The 18,347-nt window shown below is 67.5% G+C and carries 18 protein-coding genes; all 18 read left to right on the top strand.

Going from position 1 to position 18,347, the window contains the following annotated elements; translation table 11 throughout:
• The first annotated feature begins 9 nt into the window (after positions 1–9).
• The 18 genes from ACP699_RS14150 to ACP699_RS14235 all read left to right on the top strand — a co-directional run bounded on the left by ACP699_RS14150 (position 10) and on the right by ACP699_RS14235 (position 18,320).
• Positions 10–720: a hypothetical protein gene (locus ACP699_RS14150; protein WP_241244620.1), complete on the top strand. Its 711-nt coding sequence runs from the start codon at positions 10–12 to the stop codon at positions 718–720.
• The gene (locus tag ACP699_RS14155; protein ID WP_426171921.1) at positions 717–2,105 is read left to right on the top strand and encodes an RDD family protein; all 1,389 of its coding nucleotides are present in this window, start codon (positions 717–719) and stop codon (positions 2,103–2,105) included. Before ACP699_RS14150 ends, ACP699_RS14155 begins: the two co-directional genes overlap by 4 nt.
• A gap of 43 nt (positions 2,106–2,148) precedes the next feature.
• Entirely contained in the window at positions 2,149–6,660 is a 4,512-nt protein-coding gene (locus ACP699_RS14160; RefSeq protein WP_426171923.1) for an FtsK/SpoIIIE domain-containing protein, read from the top strand.
• Between the two features lie 124 nt (positions 6,661–6,784).
• Positions 6,785–7,120 carry a hypothetical protein gene (locus ACP699_RS14165; protein WP_055869603.1) on the top strand — a complete coding sequence of 112 codons (336 nt, stop codon included), beginning with the start codon at positions 6,785–6,787 and terminating at the stop codon, positions 7,118–7,120.
• Position 7,121: 1 nt separating this feature from the next.
• The gene (locus ACP699_RS14170) at positions 7,122–8,384 is read left to right on the top strand and encodes a hypothetical protein (RefSeq protein WP_055869606.1); all 1,263 of its coding nucleotides are present in this window, start codon (positions 7,122–7,124) and stop codon (positions 8,382–8,384) included.
• Positions 8,384–8,932 (top strand): hypothetical protein, encoded by a 549-nt coding sequence (locus ACP699_RS14175; protein WP_055876738.1) that lies wholly within the window; start codon positions 8,384–8,386, stop codon positions 8,930–8,932. Before ACP699_RS14170 ends, ACP699_RS14175 begins: the two co-directional genes overlap by 1 nt.
• On the top strand, positions 8,919–9,536 hold the full coding sequence (locus tag ACP699_RS14180; protein ID WP_055869612.1) for a hypothetical protein: 618 nt from the start codon (positions 8,919–8,921) through the stop codon (positions 9,534–9,536). Before ACP699_RS14175 ends, ACP699_RS14180 begins: the two co-directional genes overlap by 14 nt.
• The gene (locus ACP699_RS14185; RefSeq protein WP_426171927.1) at positions 9,533–10,408 is read left to right on the top strand and encodes a hypothetical protein; all 876 of its coding nucleotides are present in this window, start codon (positions 9,533–9,535) and stop codon (positions 10,406–10,408) included. The genes ACP699_RS14180 and ACP699_RS14185 overlap by 4 nt, the downstream gene beginning before the upstream one ends.
• Positions 10,409–10,533: 125 nt before the next feature.
• Complete coding sequence (locus ACP699_RS14190) at positions 10,534–10,821, top strand: WXG100 family type VII secretion target (protein ID WP_028501988.1); 288 nt, start codon at positions 10,534–10,536, stop codon at positions 10,819–10,821.
• A 78-nt stretch (positions 10,822–10,899) separates the two neighbouring features.
• Positions 10,900–11,799 (top strand): hypothetical protein, encoded by a 900-nt coding sequence (locus ACP699_RS14195; protein ID WP_288969796.1) that lies wholly within the window; start codon positions 10,900–10,902, stop codon positions 11,797–11,799.
• Between the two features lie 85 nt (positions 11,800–11,884).
• Entirely contained in the window at positions 11,885–12,232 is a 348-nt protein-coding gene (locus tag ACP699_RS14200) for a hypothetical protein (RefSeq protein WP_055869619.1), read from the top strand.
• A gap of 14 nt (positions 12,233–12,246) precedes the next feature.
• Positions 12,247–13,560 (top strand): putative T7SS-secreted protein, encoded by a 1,314-nt coding sequence (locus ACP699_RS14205; RefSeq protein WP_055876744.1) that lies wholly within the window; start codon positions 12,247–12,249, stop codon positions 13,558–13,560.
• Positions 13,557–14,156, top strand: coding sequence for a hypothetical protein (locus ACP699_RS14210; protein WP_055876746.1), 600 nt, complete (start codon positions 13,557–13,559; stop codon positions 14,154–14,156). The genes ACP699_RS14205 and ACP699_RS14210 overlap by 4 nt, the downstream gene beginning before the upstream one ends.
• A 54-nt stretch (positions 14,157–14,210) precedes the next feature.
• Positions 14,211–15,098, top strand: a complete 888-nt coding sequence (locus ACP699_RS14215; protein ID WP_426171933.1) for a hypothetical protein — start codon at positions 14,211–14,213, stop codon at positions 15,096–15,098.
• The gene (locus ACP699_RS14220; RefSeq protein ID WP_055869631.1) at positions 15,095–15,772 is read left to right on the top strand and encodes a hypothetical protein; all 678 of its coding nucleotides are present in this window, start codon (positions 15,095–15,097) and stop codon (positions 15,770–15,772) included. The genes ACP699_RS14215 and ACP699_RS14220 overlap by 4 nt, the downstream gene beginning before the upstream one ends.
• 109 nt (positions 15,773–15,881) lie before the next feature.
• Positions 15,882–16,169, top strand: coding sequence for a WXG100 family type VII secretion target (locus tag ACP699_RS14225; protein WP_028501988.1), 288 nt, complete (start codon positions 15,882–15,884; stop codon positions 16,167–16,169).
• A gap of 167 nt (positions 16,170–16,336) precedes the next feature.
• A complete protein-coding gene (locus tag ACP699_RS14230) occupies positions 16,337–16,651 on the top strand; it encodes a hypothetical protein (protein ID WP_055869634.1) in 315 nt (104 codons plus the stop codon).
• Complete coding sequence (locus tag ACP699_RS14235; RefSeq protein ID WP_426171935.1) at positions 16,632–18,320, top strand: alpha/beta hydrolase; 1,689 nt, start codon at positions 16,632–16,634, stop codon at positions 18,318–18,320. Before ACP699_RS14230 ends, ACP699_RS14235 begins: the two co-directional genes overlap by 20 nt.
• Positions 18,321–18,347 lie beyond the last annotated feature (27 nt).

Genomic DNA, 18,347 nt, shown 5'->3' on the forward strand with positions numbered 1-18,347 from the left:
GAAGGCGGAGTGACCGTCGAGTTCGCGGGGGAGTACTTCCCCGTCCGTCCGGGCGGACGGTTCATCGTCGGCCGCGAGGGCGACCTCGAGCTGGATGACAACCTGTTCCTGCACCGCCACTTCCTGGAGATCACCGACGCCGACGGGCTGTGGTGGCTGTCGAACGTCGGCACGCGGCTCACGGCGACCGTCACCGACTCGGCGGGCGGCGTGCAGGCGTGGCTTGCTCCCGGCGCACGTCTTCCCGTGGTCTTCGAGACGACCACGGTCGTGTTCAGTGCGGGTCCGACGACGTACGAGCTCACGCTGCACGCGGCAGAGCCGGCGTTCCGCGCGACCAGGCGCGAGCACGACGACGGTGGCGCCTCCACCATCGGCGACGTCCCGTTGACCCTCAGCCAGAAGCTCCTCATCCTCGCGCTGGCCGAGCCGCAGCTGCGCAGGGACGGCACCGGCATGAGTGAGATCCCGACCTCGGCGAAGGCGGCGGAGAGACTCGGATGGACCGTCACCCGGTTCAACCGCAAGCTCGACAACGTGTGCGACAAGTTCGACCGGATCGGTGTGCCCGGTATGCGCGGCGGTCAGCGCAGCTTCGCGACCAACCGACGTGCGCGTCTGGTCGAGCACGTGATCGCGTCGCGCCTGGTCGGCAAGAGCGACCTGCCCCTTCTCGACACCGCGCACACCGTCGATGAAGTCGAGGGAGAGCAGGAGTGATCTGGGAGATCGACGACCACGCACCGGAGGTCGAAGGACTCGACGCGCACGGGCGTCCCGATCCCGCGTATGCGGAGTCGCTGGGCCTGCGGGCAGCAGGGCGCGGGGCGCGCGTGCTCGCCGCGGTGATCGAGTGGACGGTGGCCGTGCTCATCGCGCTCCCGGCCATCATCGCGCTCACCCCGGTTCTCGCCCAGGCGGTGGCCGGGCAGTTCGACCCCGAGAAGTTCTTCGCCCGCGGTGACCTGGTGTGGCTCATCGTCGCGGCGGCCGTCTCGCAAGGCCTGATGATCGCCTACGTCGTGGTCCAGCTCGTGCTGCACGGCCGCAAAGGTGTGACGCTCGGCAAGGCGATCTGCGGGATCCGCTCCGTGAACGTGCGCACCCTCGAACGCCCCGGCTTCTGGCGCGGCGCCGTGGTCCGCTACCTCGTCGCCTACGCCTCGTTCATCGTGCCGCTCATCGGCCCGGTGCTGGTGATCATGCTCTCCCCGCTCTTCGACATCGAGCGGCGAGGACGCGGATGGCTCGACCTCGCCGCGGCGACCTGGTTCGTCGACGTGCGCGGCGGACTGAACCCCTATGACCAGAAGCGCATGCGCATCGCGCGCAAGCGCGTGAAGACGCCCGAACACGAGGAGAAGGCCCCGCTGCCGTCACTGGCGACCCCGGTGCATCGCGATGCACCGGCCGAGTACGTCCCCAGTGCGCGTCTCTCCGGCGGTGTCATCGGTGCGCACCGCGCCGCGTCGGGGCCGGCGGTCGAGCCGGCGCAGGCTCCTGCTCCGGGGGCCTTGGTCTCGTCGACGCCGCCGTCGCTGGCGACGGGAGCCCCGGGGCCGGCATCGTTCGCTCCGGCTCCGGCTCCGGCTCCTGCTCCTGCTCCGGCATCGGACCCGGCCCCGGCGTACGTGGCGCCTCCGGCGGCTTCGCCGATGCCGCCTGTTCCGGTGGCTGAGCCTGTTCCGGTGGCTGAGCCTGTTCCAGCGGCTGGGCCTGTTGCGGCGACGCCGGCACCGGCCGACGCCCCGGCAGCGCCCGTCGTCGCTCCTGCGGGCGTCCGCGCGATTCTGGTGCTCGACACCGGGGAGCGCATCGAGGTGCGCGGGACGACGCTGTTCGGGCGGTCCCCGAGCGCGGCTCCCGGCGAGGGTGAGGCGCTCCTGGTTCCGGTGGTCGACGACACGCGATCGGTGTCCAAGACGCACATCGCGGTGATGCCCGCTCGACGGGGCGTCTTCGTCGTCGACCGCGCGTCGACCAACGGCAGTGCGGTCGTGCGGGGCGGCGCCGAGACCGCTCTGCCGGCCGGCCACCCCGCCGAGCTGAAGACCGGGGACACGGTCCGCTTCGGCGACAGGTCCCTCCAGGTGGAGTGGGTATGACCCTGAGCAGTGAGATGCGCCCTCGGCGCGGTGAGGACGAGCTATGAGAGTCAAGCTGACCCTGCGTCGACCTGCAGCACCTCTGACCGATGTGGTCGTGATGGCGGACTCGACCGCGACGATCGCCGATGTCGCGCGACAGATCGCCACGACCGACCCGGCGCGCAGCATCGCGGCGGGAGCGGCCGATGTGCTCACCCTCTCCGTGGCGCCGCCGACCAGCGAGCAGCTCACGATGCTCAACCCCGACCTGCTCGTGGGTGACGCCCCGATCGGCTCCGGATTCCTCGCCGAGGTGGTCAACGTCGGACCCCACCGGGCCTCGACGGGAGGCGCCGGTGCGCGTCCTGCCGCGGTGCTCACGGTCGTCGCCGGACCCGCCGCCGGTCAGGAGTTCCCGCTGCCCATCGGGCACTTCCTGATCGGGCGAGACGCCGCCAACGATGTCACCATCGCCGATCCGCTCGTCTCCAAGCGCCACGCCAGGATCGAGGTCGCGACCACGTTCGTCGAGCTGGTCGACCTGAACTCGGCCAACGGCATCCTCGTGGACGGCGGTCTGGTCCAACGCCTTCGGGTCATTCCCGGTCAGATGTTCGTGCTCGGCGACTGCGAGTTCGTCGTGCACATGGTCAGCGACTTCGACGGTTCGGCGTCGGGCGATCCCGTGCTCGAGCGCGGGGGAGCATTGATGTTCAACCGCAGCCCCCGGGTCGAGGAACGCTTCACAGGTCAGGAGCTGGACGAACCGCGTTACCCGCGCGACCAGCCGTCGAGACTCTTCCCCTGGCCCATGCTCGTCGCGCCGATCCTGCTGGCCGTCACGATGTTCAGCATCACGCAGCGCCCCGCGTCCCTGTTGATCGCCGCCGCATCACCGATGATGATGTTCGGCAACTTCATCTCGCAGAAGACCAACATCGGCCAGCGCCTGCGCAAGGAGGCGGAGTCGTTCGAGGAGCAGTTCGAGCGACTCGAGGAGACGCTCTACCACTCGCACCCGAAGGAGCGGGAGGTGCGGCAGAACGAGGTGCCGGCCGTCGCGGTGGTGTTCGACGAGGCGATGCGCCTCGGCCCCCTGCTGTGGACGCGCCGACCGGAGCACTGGAACTTCCTCGCCATGCGGCTCGGGGTGTGCGAGAGCGAGGCGCGCACCCGCATCAAGCGCACCGAGACTCCGGAGGCGCTCGTCGAGTACGTCGAACGTGTCGACCGTCTCGAGGAGCGGTACCGGATGATCGCCGACGTACCCATCCTGGAATCCCTGCAGAGTGTGGGGTCCATCGGTGTCGCGGGGCCGACCTCGCTCGCCAGCGATGCGCTGCGCGGCATCGCGGTCCAGCTGTTCGGAACGCACTCGCCGAACGAACTGGTCACGGTCGCCCTCACCGAGCCGGGGTGGGCGAACGAGCTCGACTGGCTCAAGTGGCTGCCGCACACCTCGAGCGAGCGCAACCCGTTCAAGGAGATGCCGCTCGCGGATTCCGCCTCGACCGGCACGGCCCTGCTCAGCGGTCTCGAGGAGATCGTGCTGCGTCGCTCGCGGGAGTCGAAGTCGGCGCGTCCTCCGTACGGCGCCGACTGGGATCCGATGCGCTACGGCACCGACGTCAAGCGCGCGGCCGAGGACGCCACGTTCCCCGGGCAGACCGCGATCCTGGTCATCGTGACCAATGACGCCCCCGTGGACCGGGCCCGCCTGACCCAGATCCTGGAGCGTGGTGCCGACGTCGGCGTCTACGCCCTCTTCGTCGCCCCGGTCGTCGAAGCGCTGCCCGCGGCGTGCCGCACCTTCGTGGATGTGAGCGCCGGGCTCGGCGACGCCGTGGTCGGCACCGTCCGCAGCGGCGTGGACTACCACGGGGTGCAGGTAGAGGGCGTCTCGCACGCGTACATGATGATGTTCGCGAAGCGTCTGGCTCCGGTCGTCGATTCGAGCACCGTGATCGAGGATTCCTCCGACATCCCGAACTCGGTCAGCTTCCTCTCGCTCGTGGGGAACGAGGTCGCTGAGGATGCGAACGCCGTGATCGACCGCTGGCGGCAGAACAACACCATCATCGACCGCTCCGGCGCGCCCCAGTCCCGTCTCAAGAAGGCCGGGAACCTGCGCGCCATCATCGGCCAGTCGCAGACCGATGCGATGACCCTCGATCTGCGCACGCAGGGTCCGCATGCGCTCGTCGGCGGCACGACCGGTGCCGGCAAGAGCGAGTTCCTGCAGGCGTGGGTGCTCGGCATGGCGGCCGCCCACAGCCCTGACCGTGTCACATTCCTCTTCGTCGACTACAAGGGCGGTTCCGCCTTCGCCGACTGCGTCGACCTCCCGCACACGGTGGGGCTCGTCACCGACCTCAGCCCGCACCTCGTGCGGCGTGCGCTCACTAGCTTGCGCGCGGAGCTGCATCACCGCGAGCACCTCTTCAACCGCAAGAAGGCGAAGGACCTGCTCGAGCTCGAGAAGCGCCGCGACCCGGAGACCCCGCCCGCGCTGGTGCTCGTGATCGACGAGTTCGCCGCGCTCGCCGGAGAGGTGCCGGAGTTCGTGGACGGCGTCGTCGACATCGCTCAGCGCGGTCGCTCCCTCGGCATCCACCTGATCATGGCGACGCAGCGCCCCGCCGGCGTCATCAAGGACAACCTCCGCGCGAACACCAACCTCCGCGTCGCGCTGCGTATGGCCGACGAATCCGATTCCAAGGACGTCGTCGATGATCCGGTGGCGGCGACGTTCTCGCCGTCGCTACCCGGGCGCGGTATCGCGAAGACCGGTCCCGGGCGTCTCGTGCCCTTCCAGTCCGCCTACGCGGGCGGGTGGACGACCGATGAGGTGCAGGTCGCCGAGGTCAAGGTCGCCGAGCTCCGGTTCGGCTCGATCCAGACCTGGGAGGCCGAGCAGGCTCCGGAGTCCGACTCCCACGACGAAGACCTCGGACCCAACGACCAGAAGCGCATCGTGGCGACGCTCGTGAACGCGGCGCGACAGGCGCGCATCCCGGCGCCCCGACGCCCGTGGCTCGACGATCTGGAGGGCGCCGTCGACATGCGCGACCTCCCCGTGCTCGGCGACGGACAGGTGCTGCTCGGCAAGATGGATGTCCCGGAGCGTCAGCTGCAGGAGCCGGCCTACTTCCATCCCGACAAGGACGGGTCGCTGCTCGTCTACGGCACGAGTGGATCGGGCAAGTCGACCGTGCTGCGCACGATCGCGATCGCCGCCGGGTTCGACTCCGCGCATTCGAACGTCGAGGTGTACGGCCTCGACTTCGGTTCCGGCTCGCTCAAGAGCCTGGAGATGCTGCCGCATGTCGGGTCGATCATCTCGGGCGACGATTCCGAGCGTGTGCAGCGCGTTCTCCGCTCGCTCGCCAAGGTGCTCGATGACCGTGGAAAGCGCTTCAGCGCCGCCAATGCCTCCAGCCTGACCGAGTACCGCGAGATCACCGGTAAGGACGAGGCGCGCATCCTGCTCCTGATCGACGGTTTCCCGCAGTTCCGCAGCGAGTGGGAGTCCACTACCGCGCGCATGCCGTTCTATCAGACGTTCATGCGCATCCTCGGGGAGGGGCGCCCGCTGGGCGTGCACGTGATCGCGAGCGCCGACCGTTCGGGCTCCGTGCCCACCGCGGTCAGCGCCAACGTGTCGCGGCGCGTGGTCCTGCGGCTCTCCGACGAATCCGGGTACGCGATGCTCAACGCTCCCAAGGACGTGCTGGACGAGCGTTCGGCGCCCGGCCGCGCCATCGTCGATGGTCGGGAGACCCAGATCGCGACGCTCGGCGGCACCCCGAACGTCGCCGAGCAGACCAAGCTGCTGGAACGGCTCGCGGAGCAGCTGCGCGCGTCGGGTGCGAGGGAGGTGCCGGAGATCGGCGCCCTGCCCACTCGTCTGTCGGTGCGCGACCTTCCCGATCGTCTGGGTGAGTTCCCGGTGCTCGGCGTCGCGGAGGACACCCTGGCCGCGCGCGACTTCGACCCGGTCGGCACGTTCGTCGTGGCCGGGCCGCCGTCGTCGGGCAAGACCAACGCCCTGAAGGCCATCATCACCTCGATGCGTCGGCTCGACCCGCAGATCAAGCTCTTCCACTTCGGCGGGCGGCGGGCGCAGCTCAAGGACTACGTCGAGTGGACCCGCAGTGCGGTGACCCCGGAGGACGCCAAGGAACTGGCCAAGGAGATCACCGAGATCGCCACCGACGAGACGTTGGGCGTGCGTCTGCTCGTCGTCGTCGAGGATGTCCCGCAGTTCGCGGACAGCCCGGCGGAGCGCGAGATGAAGGCTCTGTTCCAGGCGATCAACCGCAGCGACCACCTTCTCATCGGCGACGCCGACGTGACTCAGGTGACCAGCGGGTTCGGTTTCATCGCGGACTTCAAGGCCGGCCGCAAGGGCATCATCCTCAAACCGGATGCCTTCGACGGCGATGCCGTGTTCAAAGTGCCGTTCCCGAAGGTCAAGCGCACGGACTTCCCGGAGGGGCGAGGGATCTTCGTGCAGGCGGGCCGTCAGGTCACGGTCCAGCTGCCGTTGGTGGAGGCGGAGAGGAAGGCATGACCCGATGGGGAGTTGTGCCCATCGTGGAACCCGCCGGTTCTCCTTAGGGTGGGGAGGGTCGTGATGAGAGCCGACGCGCACGCAGTGGTCAGAAGTCGATCGGTGGAATCGAGGAGGTATCGTCGTGGGAACTGACATCAACATCCCCATGTCGCAGCTGGAGCAGTTGAACACGTCGTTGGGCAACATCATCAAGGAGTTCGAGAGCGCCGGTACACGCAGCGACGCCCTGGAATCCGCGATCGGCGCCCCGCACGGCGAGACGGCCCTGCGCAGCGAGATCAGCCGCTTCGAAAGCGACTGGAACGACAAGCGCGACACCCTGAAGTCGAAGCTCGAGAGCGCGAAGGAGCGGGTCGTCGACTTCGCCACGGCGTGGACGGACTTCGACCTCGAGGCGGCGAAGAACCTCGACACCACCGAGAACCCGCCGCAGGTCGAACCGAACGGGGCACGCTGACATGGACAGGACACCCACCGCAGGCAAGCAGTACGAGATCATCCCGATCGAGGGGGAGGCCCCCGCGATCGAGCTCCGTGGGATCGAGATCGAGAGTCTCGGCGACCAGATGCTGGCCGCCGCAGATCTGCTCGCCACGATCGACCTGGGCGCCGAGTGCCGGGGGAAGAGCCTCGATGCCTTGAAGGGCGACGTCACCGACGTCAAGGATGATCTGCGCAAGGCGGGCGAGCGTTACCAGCCGAGCGGCACGCACATCATCGAGTACGCACGGACACTCGAAGGCGTGAAGTCGACTCTGAGCACGCTGATCCCCGACCTCGAGGATCTCTGGAACGCCTATCAGACCACCGCCGGCAGCTACGAGGACGACTCGAAGCTCCCGGAGCCCGCAGAGGGCGAATCCACGGATGACCGCACGTCGCTCGCCGACGTCGACGGCGACCACGATGCCTGGAAGGCCAAGGCCGTCGAATACGAGGGCGTGTACGACACGTGGTGGGAGGCCTACGAGCGGGCCAGGGCGGGCATTCAGACCGCGAACGACGAGGGCGTCAAGGACTCGTGGTGGGATGACCAGCTGCCCTGGCTGGAGGCTCTCGGCACGATCCTCTCCTACGCGGGCATCGTGCTCGCGGTGGCGGCGTGCATCATCGGCGGTCCTTTCATCCTCGCGGCGGCGATCATCGGCCTGGCCGCACTCGCCGTCACGGTGTGGAAGGTCAGCTGCGGCCGCGGCAACGGATGGGACATCGCGATGGCGGCCGTCGGCGTGTTCCCGTTCGGCAAGGCGTTCGCGCTCGTCAAGGGCTTCAAGGCTGCTCCGGGACTGGCGTCGCTCGGTCGGGGGCTGCTCGGCATGGGTGGCGACATGGTCGGTGCCGGATGGCGTGGCGGGTCGAGATTGACGGGTGTGCTCGCCGAAGGCAACCTCGGTCAGGTCTTCCATGCCGGTGGTGCCGTCAACCGCAACGGCACCGCAGTCATGCGGAACTTCTTCAACGGACTCGAGTCGCCGTCGATGCTCAGCCGGCTGCTCCGCGGCAGCGAAGGTTCGTGGGCCGGTGCGATCGGCGACGGCGCCTCCGGTCTCTCGAACGCGGCCTTCAACAACCTTCGGTCGTTCCTCGGCAACACGCCGAACGGCAGCGTCATGGATGACATGCTGTCCGGCGGCAATGCCGCGCTCGACTTCCTCGACAACCTGGGTAAGGCCGGAGCGGGCTTCGCCTATGACAGGACGACGAGCGGGTGGGGATTCTGATGCGGAGCATCGAGGTCGACATCGACGATCGCTGGTTGCTGCCGGTTCCCTCCGACGTGGATCCGGGAGTCTGGGCGCGCGAGAAGGTCGCGACGCTGCAGTCCGAGCCGGAGCGCGACCCCGAGGAGACCGTCGAGGCACTCATCTCCCTCACCGCGAGCGCGGATCCGACAGCGTTCGCCACGCTGCTGTTCTGCCCTGACGGCCTGCCAGGACGCGCACTCGTGGCGATCTACGCCACGGAGAGCGATCTCGCCTCCCTCGACGATCTGCCGGAGCTCGCACCCGCCGCGCTTCCGCGGCAGGTCCTGCCGTTGCGCGAGCACGATCCCGCAGTGGGTCGGGTCATCTCCACGATCACCCAGGTGCCGGACGTCGGCATCCTGGGAACGCTGCACTACGAACTGCTGCGCGACGGCGCACTGCTGGAGGTCGTCGTGACCAGTCCGAGTCTGCCCCACCTCGGTGTGGGGATGCCGGTGTTCGAAGAGCTCATCGAGCGGATCGTCGTCGCACCGATCGGATCGGGTCAGCATGTCGCTGCGTGAGGAACTGCTCGGTCTCTCCTCGGGAACGCCGCGCTTCCGGATCCTGCTCCCTGCGGAGTGGGCGAGTTGGCCGGTGACCCCGGAGCTGGGAGCACAGCTCGAGCAGCGCACCCGGCCGGCCTTCGCCCGAGCAGGTCGGCCTGACCTCGACGGCATGTTCACCTCGCAGCTCAACAGTGCGATGAAGGGGCTGGCCGAAGCGGGTGCGAAGTACGTGTTCCTCCCTTCGGAAAGGACTCCAGGAAAGGACCCGCTCGCGCTGTCGATGATCGCGACGTTCATCGATTCGCCCGACGGCCCTCTCGACGCATGGGTCACGTCGCGGATCCGCGACGGTGCCGAGCTGCTCGACACGGAGGGGCGGATCGTCTACTGGCGGGACCGCAGGGCCGGACTCGACGATGAGACGCATCGCGCGCAGAGCATCTACGTGATTTCGGTGCCGGGCACGAACCGCCGGAAGGCGCTCATGCTCACGGGCAGCACGATCGTCGGTGCCGAGACGGCGGACGACGACGAGTACGCTGTCGCCGTGCGAATGATCTTCGATGCGATGGCATCAACCGTGACCTGGGTGGCCGACGACGTGGATACCGACGAGTGAAGCCTGTGATCCGTCTCTCCGGAGACGACGCCGCGGTTCGGGTGGTCGGAACGGAAGCCGTGAAGGCGCTTCGTGCGGATCCGCAGACCGCGGCCGCGCTGTTCAGTCGGCTCTGGAAGCTGCATCTGCGTCGCGCGCGGTTCGTGACCAGTGCGGGTGCGCCACCGGTGTCGGCGGCGGGGGCATCACCGGAGCGCGAGTCCGGCACGGCCTATCGCGTGATCTGGGGAGTGCTGCTCGGTATCGGACTCGTCGCCGCTCTGGTGCAGGCCGTGATGCTCGGACCTGCTGATCGAAGGAACTCGTTCACAGACCCGAGCACCGCGCTCTCGGTTGCTCTCGTCGCCGGCGTGATCGCGCTCCCTGTACTGCTGATCGTGCTGATGCTGCGCGTGCCCGATCCGAAGAGCGCGCGGACGGGCGAGACCCTCGCGGTGCTGGTCGGCGTGATCTGCGCGGGCATCCTGATCTTCCGCCTGGCGGTCGGCGGCGGTGACGGGCGTGGCTTCGCCCCGCAGGACCTCGCGGTCTGGCTGCCGATGACCGCGGTGAGCGTGCTGTTGATCATCGGCATCGCCGTGCGCAGCGACCTGGTGCGCCGGCGCTCCGCGGTTCCTGCATCTGTCGGGCCGTCGCGACCGCAGACGGACTCCGTTCGGGAGATGCGTCGGGAGGCGGAATGGGCGGCATCGTCCACCCGACAGGACGCGTCGACGAAGGCCGACTGGCTGGCGCGGCTCGATCAGCTGGCGGAGCGCGGTGTCGATGCCGGCAGTGTCGCCCAGGCGCGGACGATGACACCGGCCGCATGGCTCACGTGGCTCGCCTATGACGGCGAGATCGACATCGCCGGCGTCATCCCGCGCCCCTGACGCTCGTCGGGCGCTGCAGTGGGGATGGGGAGTTGTCCCCATCGACGGCCCTGATGGTTTGTCCGTAGGGTGGAGTTATCCGGGCCGGAGTGGTCTGGTTCAATCGATTTCCGGAGGTGTGGACGATGGCCGATTTCGGTGCGTCTTATGCAGAGATGGAGCAGGTGGCGTCGTCGCTGTCGCAGGCTCGTGATGACATTCAGGGTCAGTTGGACACGTTGAAGGGTCAGGTGGACACGCTTCTGGGTGAGGACTTCAAGACGCAGCATGCGTCGGGGAAGTTCGGTGAGGGGTACACGGAGCTGACGACGGGTCTGAAGACCGCGGTCGACGGTATCAACGACATGTCGGAGTCGCTGCTGGGCATGATGCGGGCGATCCAGGACCTGGATCAGCAGCTCGCCGGCAGCTGACAGCAGCACGGTTTCACGAAGAGGGACGACCATGACGGTCGGCCCTCTTCGTCGTTCGCAGGCGTTTACTCTGGGAGCATGAGTGCGTCTGAGGCTGTCGAGGAGTTCGAACGCGGTGTGCTGGAGGCGAATGCGCCCCTGGCCGCGCTGCATGAGGCGGCGGGAGTCTCGGGTGACGCTCGGATGCGGGAACTCGCGGCCCACATCGCGTTCCCGTCCTGGCCGGGAGCGACGTCGGCGACGGCGTTGAAGCGCGCCGCTCAGGAGGCGGAGATCACCGCGGTGTTGGACGAATATGCGGCCTCCGCTCGCCCGCTGATCCGACCGGCAGACCAGGAGCGCTGGGAGCTGCTGGTCGCCGACATGCAGCGCAGGAGCGGCGAGGGATTCCTCGCGGACGAGCTCGGGCGCAGCGCGGTGGGAGCCTCGCTCCTGCGGGCGAAGCTCGGCGGACGTCCGCATCGGGCGCAGCAGCGCGGCGGTATCGACTGCGCATGCGGCTATGCGGTCGATGGCGTCATGCCGCAGAAGCTGTGTCCGGAGTGCGGTGACGTGCTCCTGCGGCGCTGGGTGGCCGAGGAACGGCGACTCCTGCGGGCCATGCCTGCGTACGCGGAAGAGGTTGCGCGAGTCATCGAGGTGACTGCGCAGAAGCAGGCCAAAGTGGCGCAGAGTCGCGGCGACTACACGGCCGACGAGGCGAGCGCGACGCGCAGAGCTGGCGGACGTCGACTCTCACGTCTTCGCCGCGCGCACCGCGTCGAGCTGGCGAAACTCGACCTCCGGCGTTGGTCGAGCTTCGTCGAGATGCTCTCCCGAGACGCGCGCCCCGCGGTTCGGACCACCGCTGCGAAGGCGCAGAAGCGCGGCCCCGGTGCGGCGGCTCTCACTGAACTCTCGCTCCTCTCGATGGCCGACGTGATCAAGGTCGCTGAGCGCATTCTGGAGAAGCGCAGGAACAGCAGCTGGAAGGTCTGAGGTGTCGCGGATGGGGACTACTCCCCATCGCGTCGCGCGGTGCTTCCCAGTAACGTCATAGCGTCCGGGAAAGAAGGAGGGGGTCATGGCAGGCGAACGCATGCTCGTGCCGATCAGTGATCTGCAGACGACCAGCGAGAAGCTCACGGCGATCGTGGCCGAGCTGGAGTCGGCCGCGGCGAAGCAGGATGACGTCGAGAACGCCGTCGGCAGGCCCTACGGCGACGGACGTCTGAAGGATCGCTGCCACGACTTCGAGGGCAGCTGGAACGACAGCCGCGACAAACTGCTCACCAAGCTCAAAGAGGTCGCCGATCGCGTCAAGGGCACGGTCGACGAGGTCACGAGCCTCGACACCGAGATGGCGACGTCGATGGAGCAGTCGGGTTCGGGGAACGCGCCGGGCGCCGGCCGTCAGCCGGCCGCGGTCTAGGGGGAGAGAAGCAGATGCAGACGAACAAGGGGCGTGACGTCGAGGTCGTGGCCGGAGATGCCGTGGCGATCGCCGACAGGGGGACGAAGATCGTCGAGCTCGGTGACAGCATGGTCAGTGCCGCCGCGACGCTCAAGGGGATCAAGGACGGCTCCATCGAAGGCGAGGGCTACGCGATGGACAAGATCAAGGATGTCGTCGACGACGTCCACAAGGATCTCGACGAGGCGGGTCGCCGCTACAAGCCGGCAGGGACCACGCTGAACAACTACGCCGCGGCGCTCGAGACCGCGCAGAGCCGCATGCGCACCATCGTGGCCGACTGCCAGACCAGCCTCACCGAGCTGCAGACCGCGCAGTCGAATGCCGCCGACGCCGCCGATGCGCTCCAGGCGCACAACACGTCGACGCGGCTGAACCCACCGGCACCCGAAGACACATCGGCGAGCACGACGGCCGGCACGAATCTCGCGAACGCCGCCTCCGGCGCGGCATCGACCCTCAACACCGCGGAGACCACCCACAACGACAACCTCGACGCGTTCGACGGCGAGTACGACACCTGGCACACGGCCTATGAGACCGCCGTCTCGGGGCTCACCGACGCGAACAAGATCGGCGAGGACTCCACCTGGGAGAACATCGCCGGTGTCCTCGCCGTGGTGGCCGAGTGGGTGAGCTGGATCGGCCTCGCCATCGCCGTGCTCGGACTCATCATCGGCGGGCCCTTCTTCGCTATCGCTGCTCTGGTGGTCGGCGTCATCGCACTCGCACTCACGGTCGCCCTGATGTTCGATGGGCGCAAGGGCTGGGGCGATCTCGCGATGTCGATCATCGGGATCCTCCCGATCGGGAAGCTCGGCAAGATCTTCAAGGGGAACGCGAAGTTCGTCGATGAGTTCGTCGCGCAGTTCCGCAATCCCGTGCAGCAGATGACGAGACTGCGTGGCCTCGGTGGCACCGCGAGTCCGTGGTCCGGTGCTGTCGCCAACAACTTCGGCAACTATGCATCCCGCGTTTCCGGTATTCGCCAGCACGGCGTGAACTGGCAGAGCGGCCTGGCCGAGAGGTTCCTCTTCGGACCCAACCGCTCGTTCAGCGTGGCGTTCAGCGATGCCGTGGCCTCGACCGGGCCGAGGTTCCAGCAGGTCCTCACCGACAGCCTGCCCAAGGGACTTCAGGCCATTGCCGATGCCCCGTCGAATTCCACATGGGAGGCCATCTGGAACAGCTATAAATGGGCCGACCGCACCGTCGCTGTCGGCAGCAACGGGTCGCCGTCCGGCGGACTCTCGCCGGCAGGGCTGGTCAACGGCGTCACGCGATGACCGTGGCCGCAGCCTTCACATGGGATCTCGACTACGACGCCTCTTGGTTCATTCCTCTTCCCGGCGCGAGCGACCTGGCCCGCGATCCGGCAACGCCTGAACGCTGGGTGCGAGCCTGTCTCGAGCATTTTGCTGATCAGGCGATCTTCGGACCGGATCAGCTGCCGGCCATTCGAGCGACAGCCGAGGCGCTGGTAGCCCAGGCGCGGCCGTCGCAGACTCAGCTCTGGTTCGCTCCGCGCGGCATCTACAGCGACCTGCTCGTCTCGATCTCCGTCGCCCGTTCGGAAGACGCCGGCACCACAGAGGAGCTCTTCGATGGCGCGAGTCTTTCCACGGCTGCTGACGCGACGCCGCTGCGCACGGAGACGCATGGCGCCGGCTATCTGTTTCGTCGCAACGGCGTCGCCGACGGCGAGGGCTCGACTCTCGTAGAGCAATGGACGGTGCGTCTGAACAACGGATCGTGGGCGATCCTCGTCGACACGATCGGCACCGCCCTGCCGGCTTTCGTGCTGTTCGAGCAGCAGCTCATCCGGCTGATCTCGGGCATCATCCTGCCCCCTCCCGCACCGAGCGCGAGCGTACGAGGATGAGTCGGCCACGCCGATGACGCAGACTGGAGCCACGATGCCGTCGAAGGAGCGGGGATGAAGAGAGAGACGACACTCGAAGCCGACGAGGTAGCACTGCTCGCCCGCAACGAGGCAGTGGCGACGATCCACGAAGACGCGGTGCGAGTCGGCCGAGCATCGATCGCTGAGGTCATGGGCGTGCATGAGTCGATGCGGCGCAGTGATGTGGAACGGTTCAATCGGGAGGTGCACGCACTGCAGCGGCGCTCTCTCGTCGACTATGCCCTGCGTGTGCGCGGGCTGCTGGCAGAGGACGATGCAGGCCCGTGGCGGCAGAAGGTCGAACGACGCCCGGCCGGGGCTCGCAACGATCTGTTGCGCGAGGTGGGCGTGCCGGGCGCGTTGTTGCTGCTCGATGCGATGGAACCCGTCCCGGATGAACCCGCTCAGGCGTCGTCCCTCGAAGAGGCTCTGGCGCGTGTGGCCGACCGGTGCACCTGTGGATACGCGAAGACTCGTGCGGTGCCGCGCAGATTGTGTCTCGTCTGTGCGATGAGTGTCAACGACGCCTGGCTGTTCGAGGAGCAGCGGCTCCTCGAACGCTCCCCGCAGCTCGCGCGTGAACTCGATGCGATCTTCGACCCGCTGCTCGACAGGATCGCCGACATGAGGAACTCGCCGATGGAGGGGTTCTCCGATCTGGCCGCGAGCCTCCGACGCAAGGCCTCCGGTCGCATCGCGAAAGCGAACCGTGCCCATCGCGAAGTGAAGGCGCAGGGTGACGACAAGTCCTGGCAGGAGTTGGCTACCCTCGCAGCCCTCGACCCGAGACCGTTTCCTGCTGGCGACGCCAAGCGTTGGAAGCGCACCGGATGGGGGAGCGCCCGGCTGAGTGCGGTTGCTCTGGGAGAGGGCAATCCAGAAGTCAAGGAACGCATGACGAAGAGAGCGCAGACGCGATGAACGAGATGAACGACCTCGGCGTGGAATTCCGCTTCGGCATCCCCGCCTTCCGTCTCGTGCTGCCCCCGGGGTGGACGACACACCTCCCGACGAACGCGGGGCAGCAGGAGGACGTGCGCAAGGCGAGTGCGATCTTCATGCAGGCCGGGCGCCCCGATCTGGACGCCGAGTTCCGCACGATGATGGCGCAAGCCAACCAGGGCATGCGGCGCACCAAGGTGTTCGCGATCTATCGGCAGGAGGACGTGCCGATGGAGGAGCTGCTGCCGTTGTCGATCACGGCCTCTGCCCTCGATGCGCCCGACGGCGAGAACCTCGACGCCTGGGTGACCGAGGCATTCCGCGCGCGTGGCGCGGTGTTCCTCGACGAGAACCTCAAGCACATCGTCCGCTGGTCCACCGAGGCCAAGCGCCCCGCGGGTGCGCCCGCGATCGACGGGGTCGGCGGCCGAACGGTGACGTACATCATTCCGGTACCGGGGACGCTGCGTCGCAAGGCGCTCGTGTTCACGTCGACCATCGTGATCCCTGACGGAGACGTGATCCCCGCCGAGGTGCTCGACGGCATCGAGCTGCTGAGCGACGCCATGATCTCGACCTTCGCGTGGGAGCAGCTGGCCGAGGAGCCCGCGGTCCCGGACATGGCAGGGCAGACGCCCACTCCCGGCAGTTGAGGCGGTCGATGGGGACTTGTCCCCATCGACGGTGTTTGCGGCTGCCCCGTAGGGTGGTCTTATTCGGGCCGGAGGGGTCCGGTTCTTTCGATTTGCGGAGGTGTGGACGATGGCCGATTTCGGTGCGTCTTATGCAGAGATGGAGCAGGTGGCGTCGTCGCTGTCGCAGGCTCGTGATGACATTCAGGGTCAGTTGGACACGTTGAAGGGTCAGGTGGACACTCTTCTGGGTGAGGACTTCAAGACGCAGCATGCGTCGGGGAAGTTCGGTGAGGGGTACACGGAGCTGACGACGGGTCTGAAGACCGCGGTCGACGGTATCAATGACATGTCGGAGTCGCTGCTGGGCATGATGCGGGCGATCCAGGACCTGGATCAGCAGCTCGCCGGCAGCTGACACCGCGGCGCCAGCTGACACAACAGTCTCGAGGAGGGGTCGACGGTTCGCCGTCGGCCCCTTCTTCGTGCCCTCGAGCTCCGGATCACCACCGATGGGCAGTTCTCCCCATCGGTGCCGTACGAGCGTCCAACTATGGTGGATCACGGCAGAACCGGGGGGAAGCCATGTCAGACGTCGAGATCGACAAGCGCGCACTCGAAGGCGCCGTCCTGCAGATCAGCTTCTCGGTCGGTGACTACGTCATGTACGCGAACGACATCGCCGCGCGCGACACGGGCGTCGGCAATCCCGCGGGGCGCACGGGCCTGCGGGTCATGCTCGAGAACGCGCTCGGACAGGCGATGCTCGAGGCGCGGGCGCAGCATCTCGCGGGGATCGGCATCACCGATCGGCTGACGAGCATCAACGAGTCATTCGAAGACCTCGACGTCTCACTGGGTAGCGGATGGGATGTCGACTATGTCGCTGACCTCTCCTAACCGCGGGTGGACGCTCGAGGAGATCGAGTATGACAGTGGGCAGCTCGAAGGGATCCATGCCGATCTCGGAAAGCTCACAGACGCCGGAGGGAACGCGCAGATCGTGCTGCGCAACATCGACGGTGGCCTCGAGGGGCGGGGCCAGAGCATCACTCTCGTGCAGCGCGAATCGGGGCTGCTCGCCACTCGGATGAACCCGACCATCGCCACACTCGGGCGCATCGCCGACGTCGTGCGGGCCTACGGTGAGGCTGTCGCGACGCATGCCAGAACCGCGAACGACCTGATCGACGACATCGAGACCGCGCATGCGGCGAACGAGGCGGCGGTCGCCGATCTCGAGAATGCACGATCCCAGCAGCAGATGTGCACCCCCGACGACGACGCGAGCACGCGTTCGACCGCGGAACAGGACGTCACCGACGCGCAGAGCTCGCTCGCCACGACACGCAGCGCCCTCGAAGGCCTCTGGGAGAGCTGGGAAGCTGCATACGCGCTTTGGGACGAGGCGTATGGTGCAGCGATCGCCGGACTCGTCCGTTCGGACGGCTCGACCCTCAGCGACTCGACCCTCTCGGCGATCGACGCGCTGGCGAACGCCGATACCCCTGCCGAGGTCACGGAGATCTGGGACAGTCTCACCGATGCGCAGCGCGATGCGCTCCGTCTCACGTACCCGGGCTTCATCGGGAACCTCGAAGGTGTGCCCTACCTCGATCGCATGCTCGCCAACAGGGCGGCATATGAACGAGTGATCGACGCCGGACCCTACGGCGAGCCGCTGGACACGCAGTTCGAGAACCTCGGGATCGAGATCAACCGGTTCCAGGGGCAGTTGCTGATGTTCAACCCCTTCGAGCAGCCGCAAGCCACCGCCGCTGTCATGTACGGCGTGACCATTCAGGATGAGAACGGTGACCCCGTCGACCCGCTCAAAGGCGTCACCAACGTGAACGTGCTCGTCGGCGGGATGTTCTCGGGCCTTGGAGACCTCGAGGCATGGGGGCAGAGCGCACGCGACCTGAACTTCTTCGCCGACGGGTACAACGACGGGACCAGGTCGGCAACGATCGCCTGGTACGGATACGACTCGCCCAACCTCCTTACCGAGCACACGATGGGCAGCGCTACTGAGGGGGCCGCCACTCTCAGCGCCACGCTGCGAGGGCTCGACAACGAGGTGTCGTCGAGCGTCACGACCTCCGTCATCGGGCACTCGTACGGCAGCACGACCGCTTTCCTGGCGGTGGGTGGATCCCCCGACAACCTCGGTGTCGACAATCTGATCGCGGTCGGCTCGGCGGGGGTGCCGGACGGCTACCACCAGACGTGGACCGGAAATGATCCGATGGACTATTCCGGCACGCAGGTCTACGCGTCGCGGGCTCCCGGCGATCTGGTCGCCCGCTATGGTGAGCACAGCTCCTTCGGACACGGCACCAACCCCGAAGAGCTGCCGGGAGCGATCAGCTTCGAAAGTGACGGCGGCTCCGTGCCGAAGGTGGGCGGCGGCACCGAGGACGGCCTCGGAACCCCGGGCCACGCGGCGCACGACGGCGGCAACAGTATCTGGGGCTGGTGGGAAGAAGGCAACGGATACCTCGCTCGCGATTCGGAATCCTTCCGTAACATTGCCTACATCGTGGCCAACGGCCAGGCGTGGAACTGAGTCGTGGTGGCAACGGCAGCAAGGGGC

This window comes from Microbacterium sp. DWRC1-3, from assembly GCF_049896645.1.
GTDB lineage: Bacteria > Actinomycetota > Actinomycetes > Actinomycetales > Microbacteriaceae > Microbacterium > Microbacterium maritypicum.

Bases quoted from the DNA above. Each gene is read 5' to 3' on its own strand.
- ACP699_RS14215 (WP_426171933.1), top strand. From the start codon at position 14,211: ATGAAGAGAGAGACGACACTCGAAGCCGACGAGGTAGCACTGCTCGCC.
- ACP699_RS14175 (WP_055876738.1), top strand. From the start codon at position 8,384: ATGCGGAGCATCGAGGTCGACATCGACGATCGCTGGTTGCTGCCGGTT.
- ACP699_RS14200 (WP_055869619.1), top strand. From the start codon at position 11,885: ATGGCAGGCGAACGCATGCTCGTGCCGATCAGTGATCTGCAGACGACC.
- ACP699_RS14220 (WP_055869631.1), top strand. From the start codon at position 15,095: ATGAACGAGATGAACGACCTCGGCGTGGAATTCCGCTTCGGCATCCCC.
- ACP699_RS14170 (WP_055869606.1), top strand. From the start codon at position 7,122: ATGGACAGGACACCCACCGCAGGCAAGCAGTACGAGATCATCCCGATC.
- ACP699_RS14160 (WP_426171923.1), top strand. From the start codon at position 2,149: ATGAGAGTCAAGCTGACCCTGCGTCGACCTGCAGCACCTCTGACCGAT.
- ACP699_RS14225 (WP_028501988.1), top strand. From the start codon at position 15,882: ATGGCCGATTTCGGTGCGTCTTATGCAGAGATGGAGCAGGTGGCGTCG.
- ACP699_RS14235 (WP_426171935.1), top strand. From the start codon at position 16,632: ATGTCGCTGACCTCTCCTAACCGCGGGTGGACGCTCGAGGAGATCGAG.
- ACP699_RS14195 (WP_288969796.1), top strand. From the start codon at position 10,900: ATGAGTGCGTCTGAGGCTGTCGAGGAGTTCGAACGCGGTGTGCTGGAG.
- ACP699_RS14210 (WP_055876746.1), top strand. From the start codon at position 13,557: ATGACCGTGGCCGCAGCCTTCACATGGGATCTCGACTACGACGCCTCT.
- ACP699_RS14230 (WP_055869634.1), top strand. From the start codon at position 16,337: ATGTCAGACGTCGAGATCGACAAGCGCGCACTCGAAGGCGCCGTCCTG.
- ACP699_RS14190 (WP_028501988.1), top strand. From the start codon at position 10,534: ATGGCCGATTTCGGTGCGTCTTATGCAGAGATGGAGCAGGTGGCGTCG.
- ACP699_RS14180 (WP_055869612.1), top strand. From the start codon at position 8,919: ATGTCGCTGCGTGAGGAACTGCTCGGTCTCTCCTCGGGAACGCCGCGC.
- ACP699_RS14205 (WP_055876744.1), top strand. From the start codon at position 12,247: ATGCAGACGAACAAGGGGCGTGACGTCGAGGTCGTGGCCGGAGATGCC.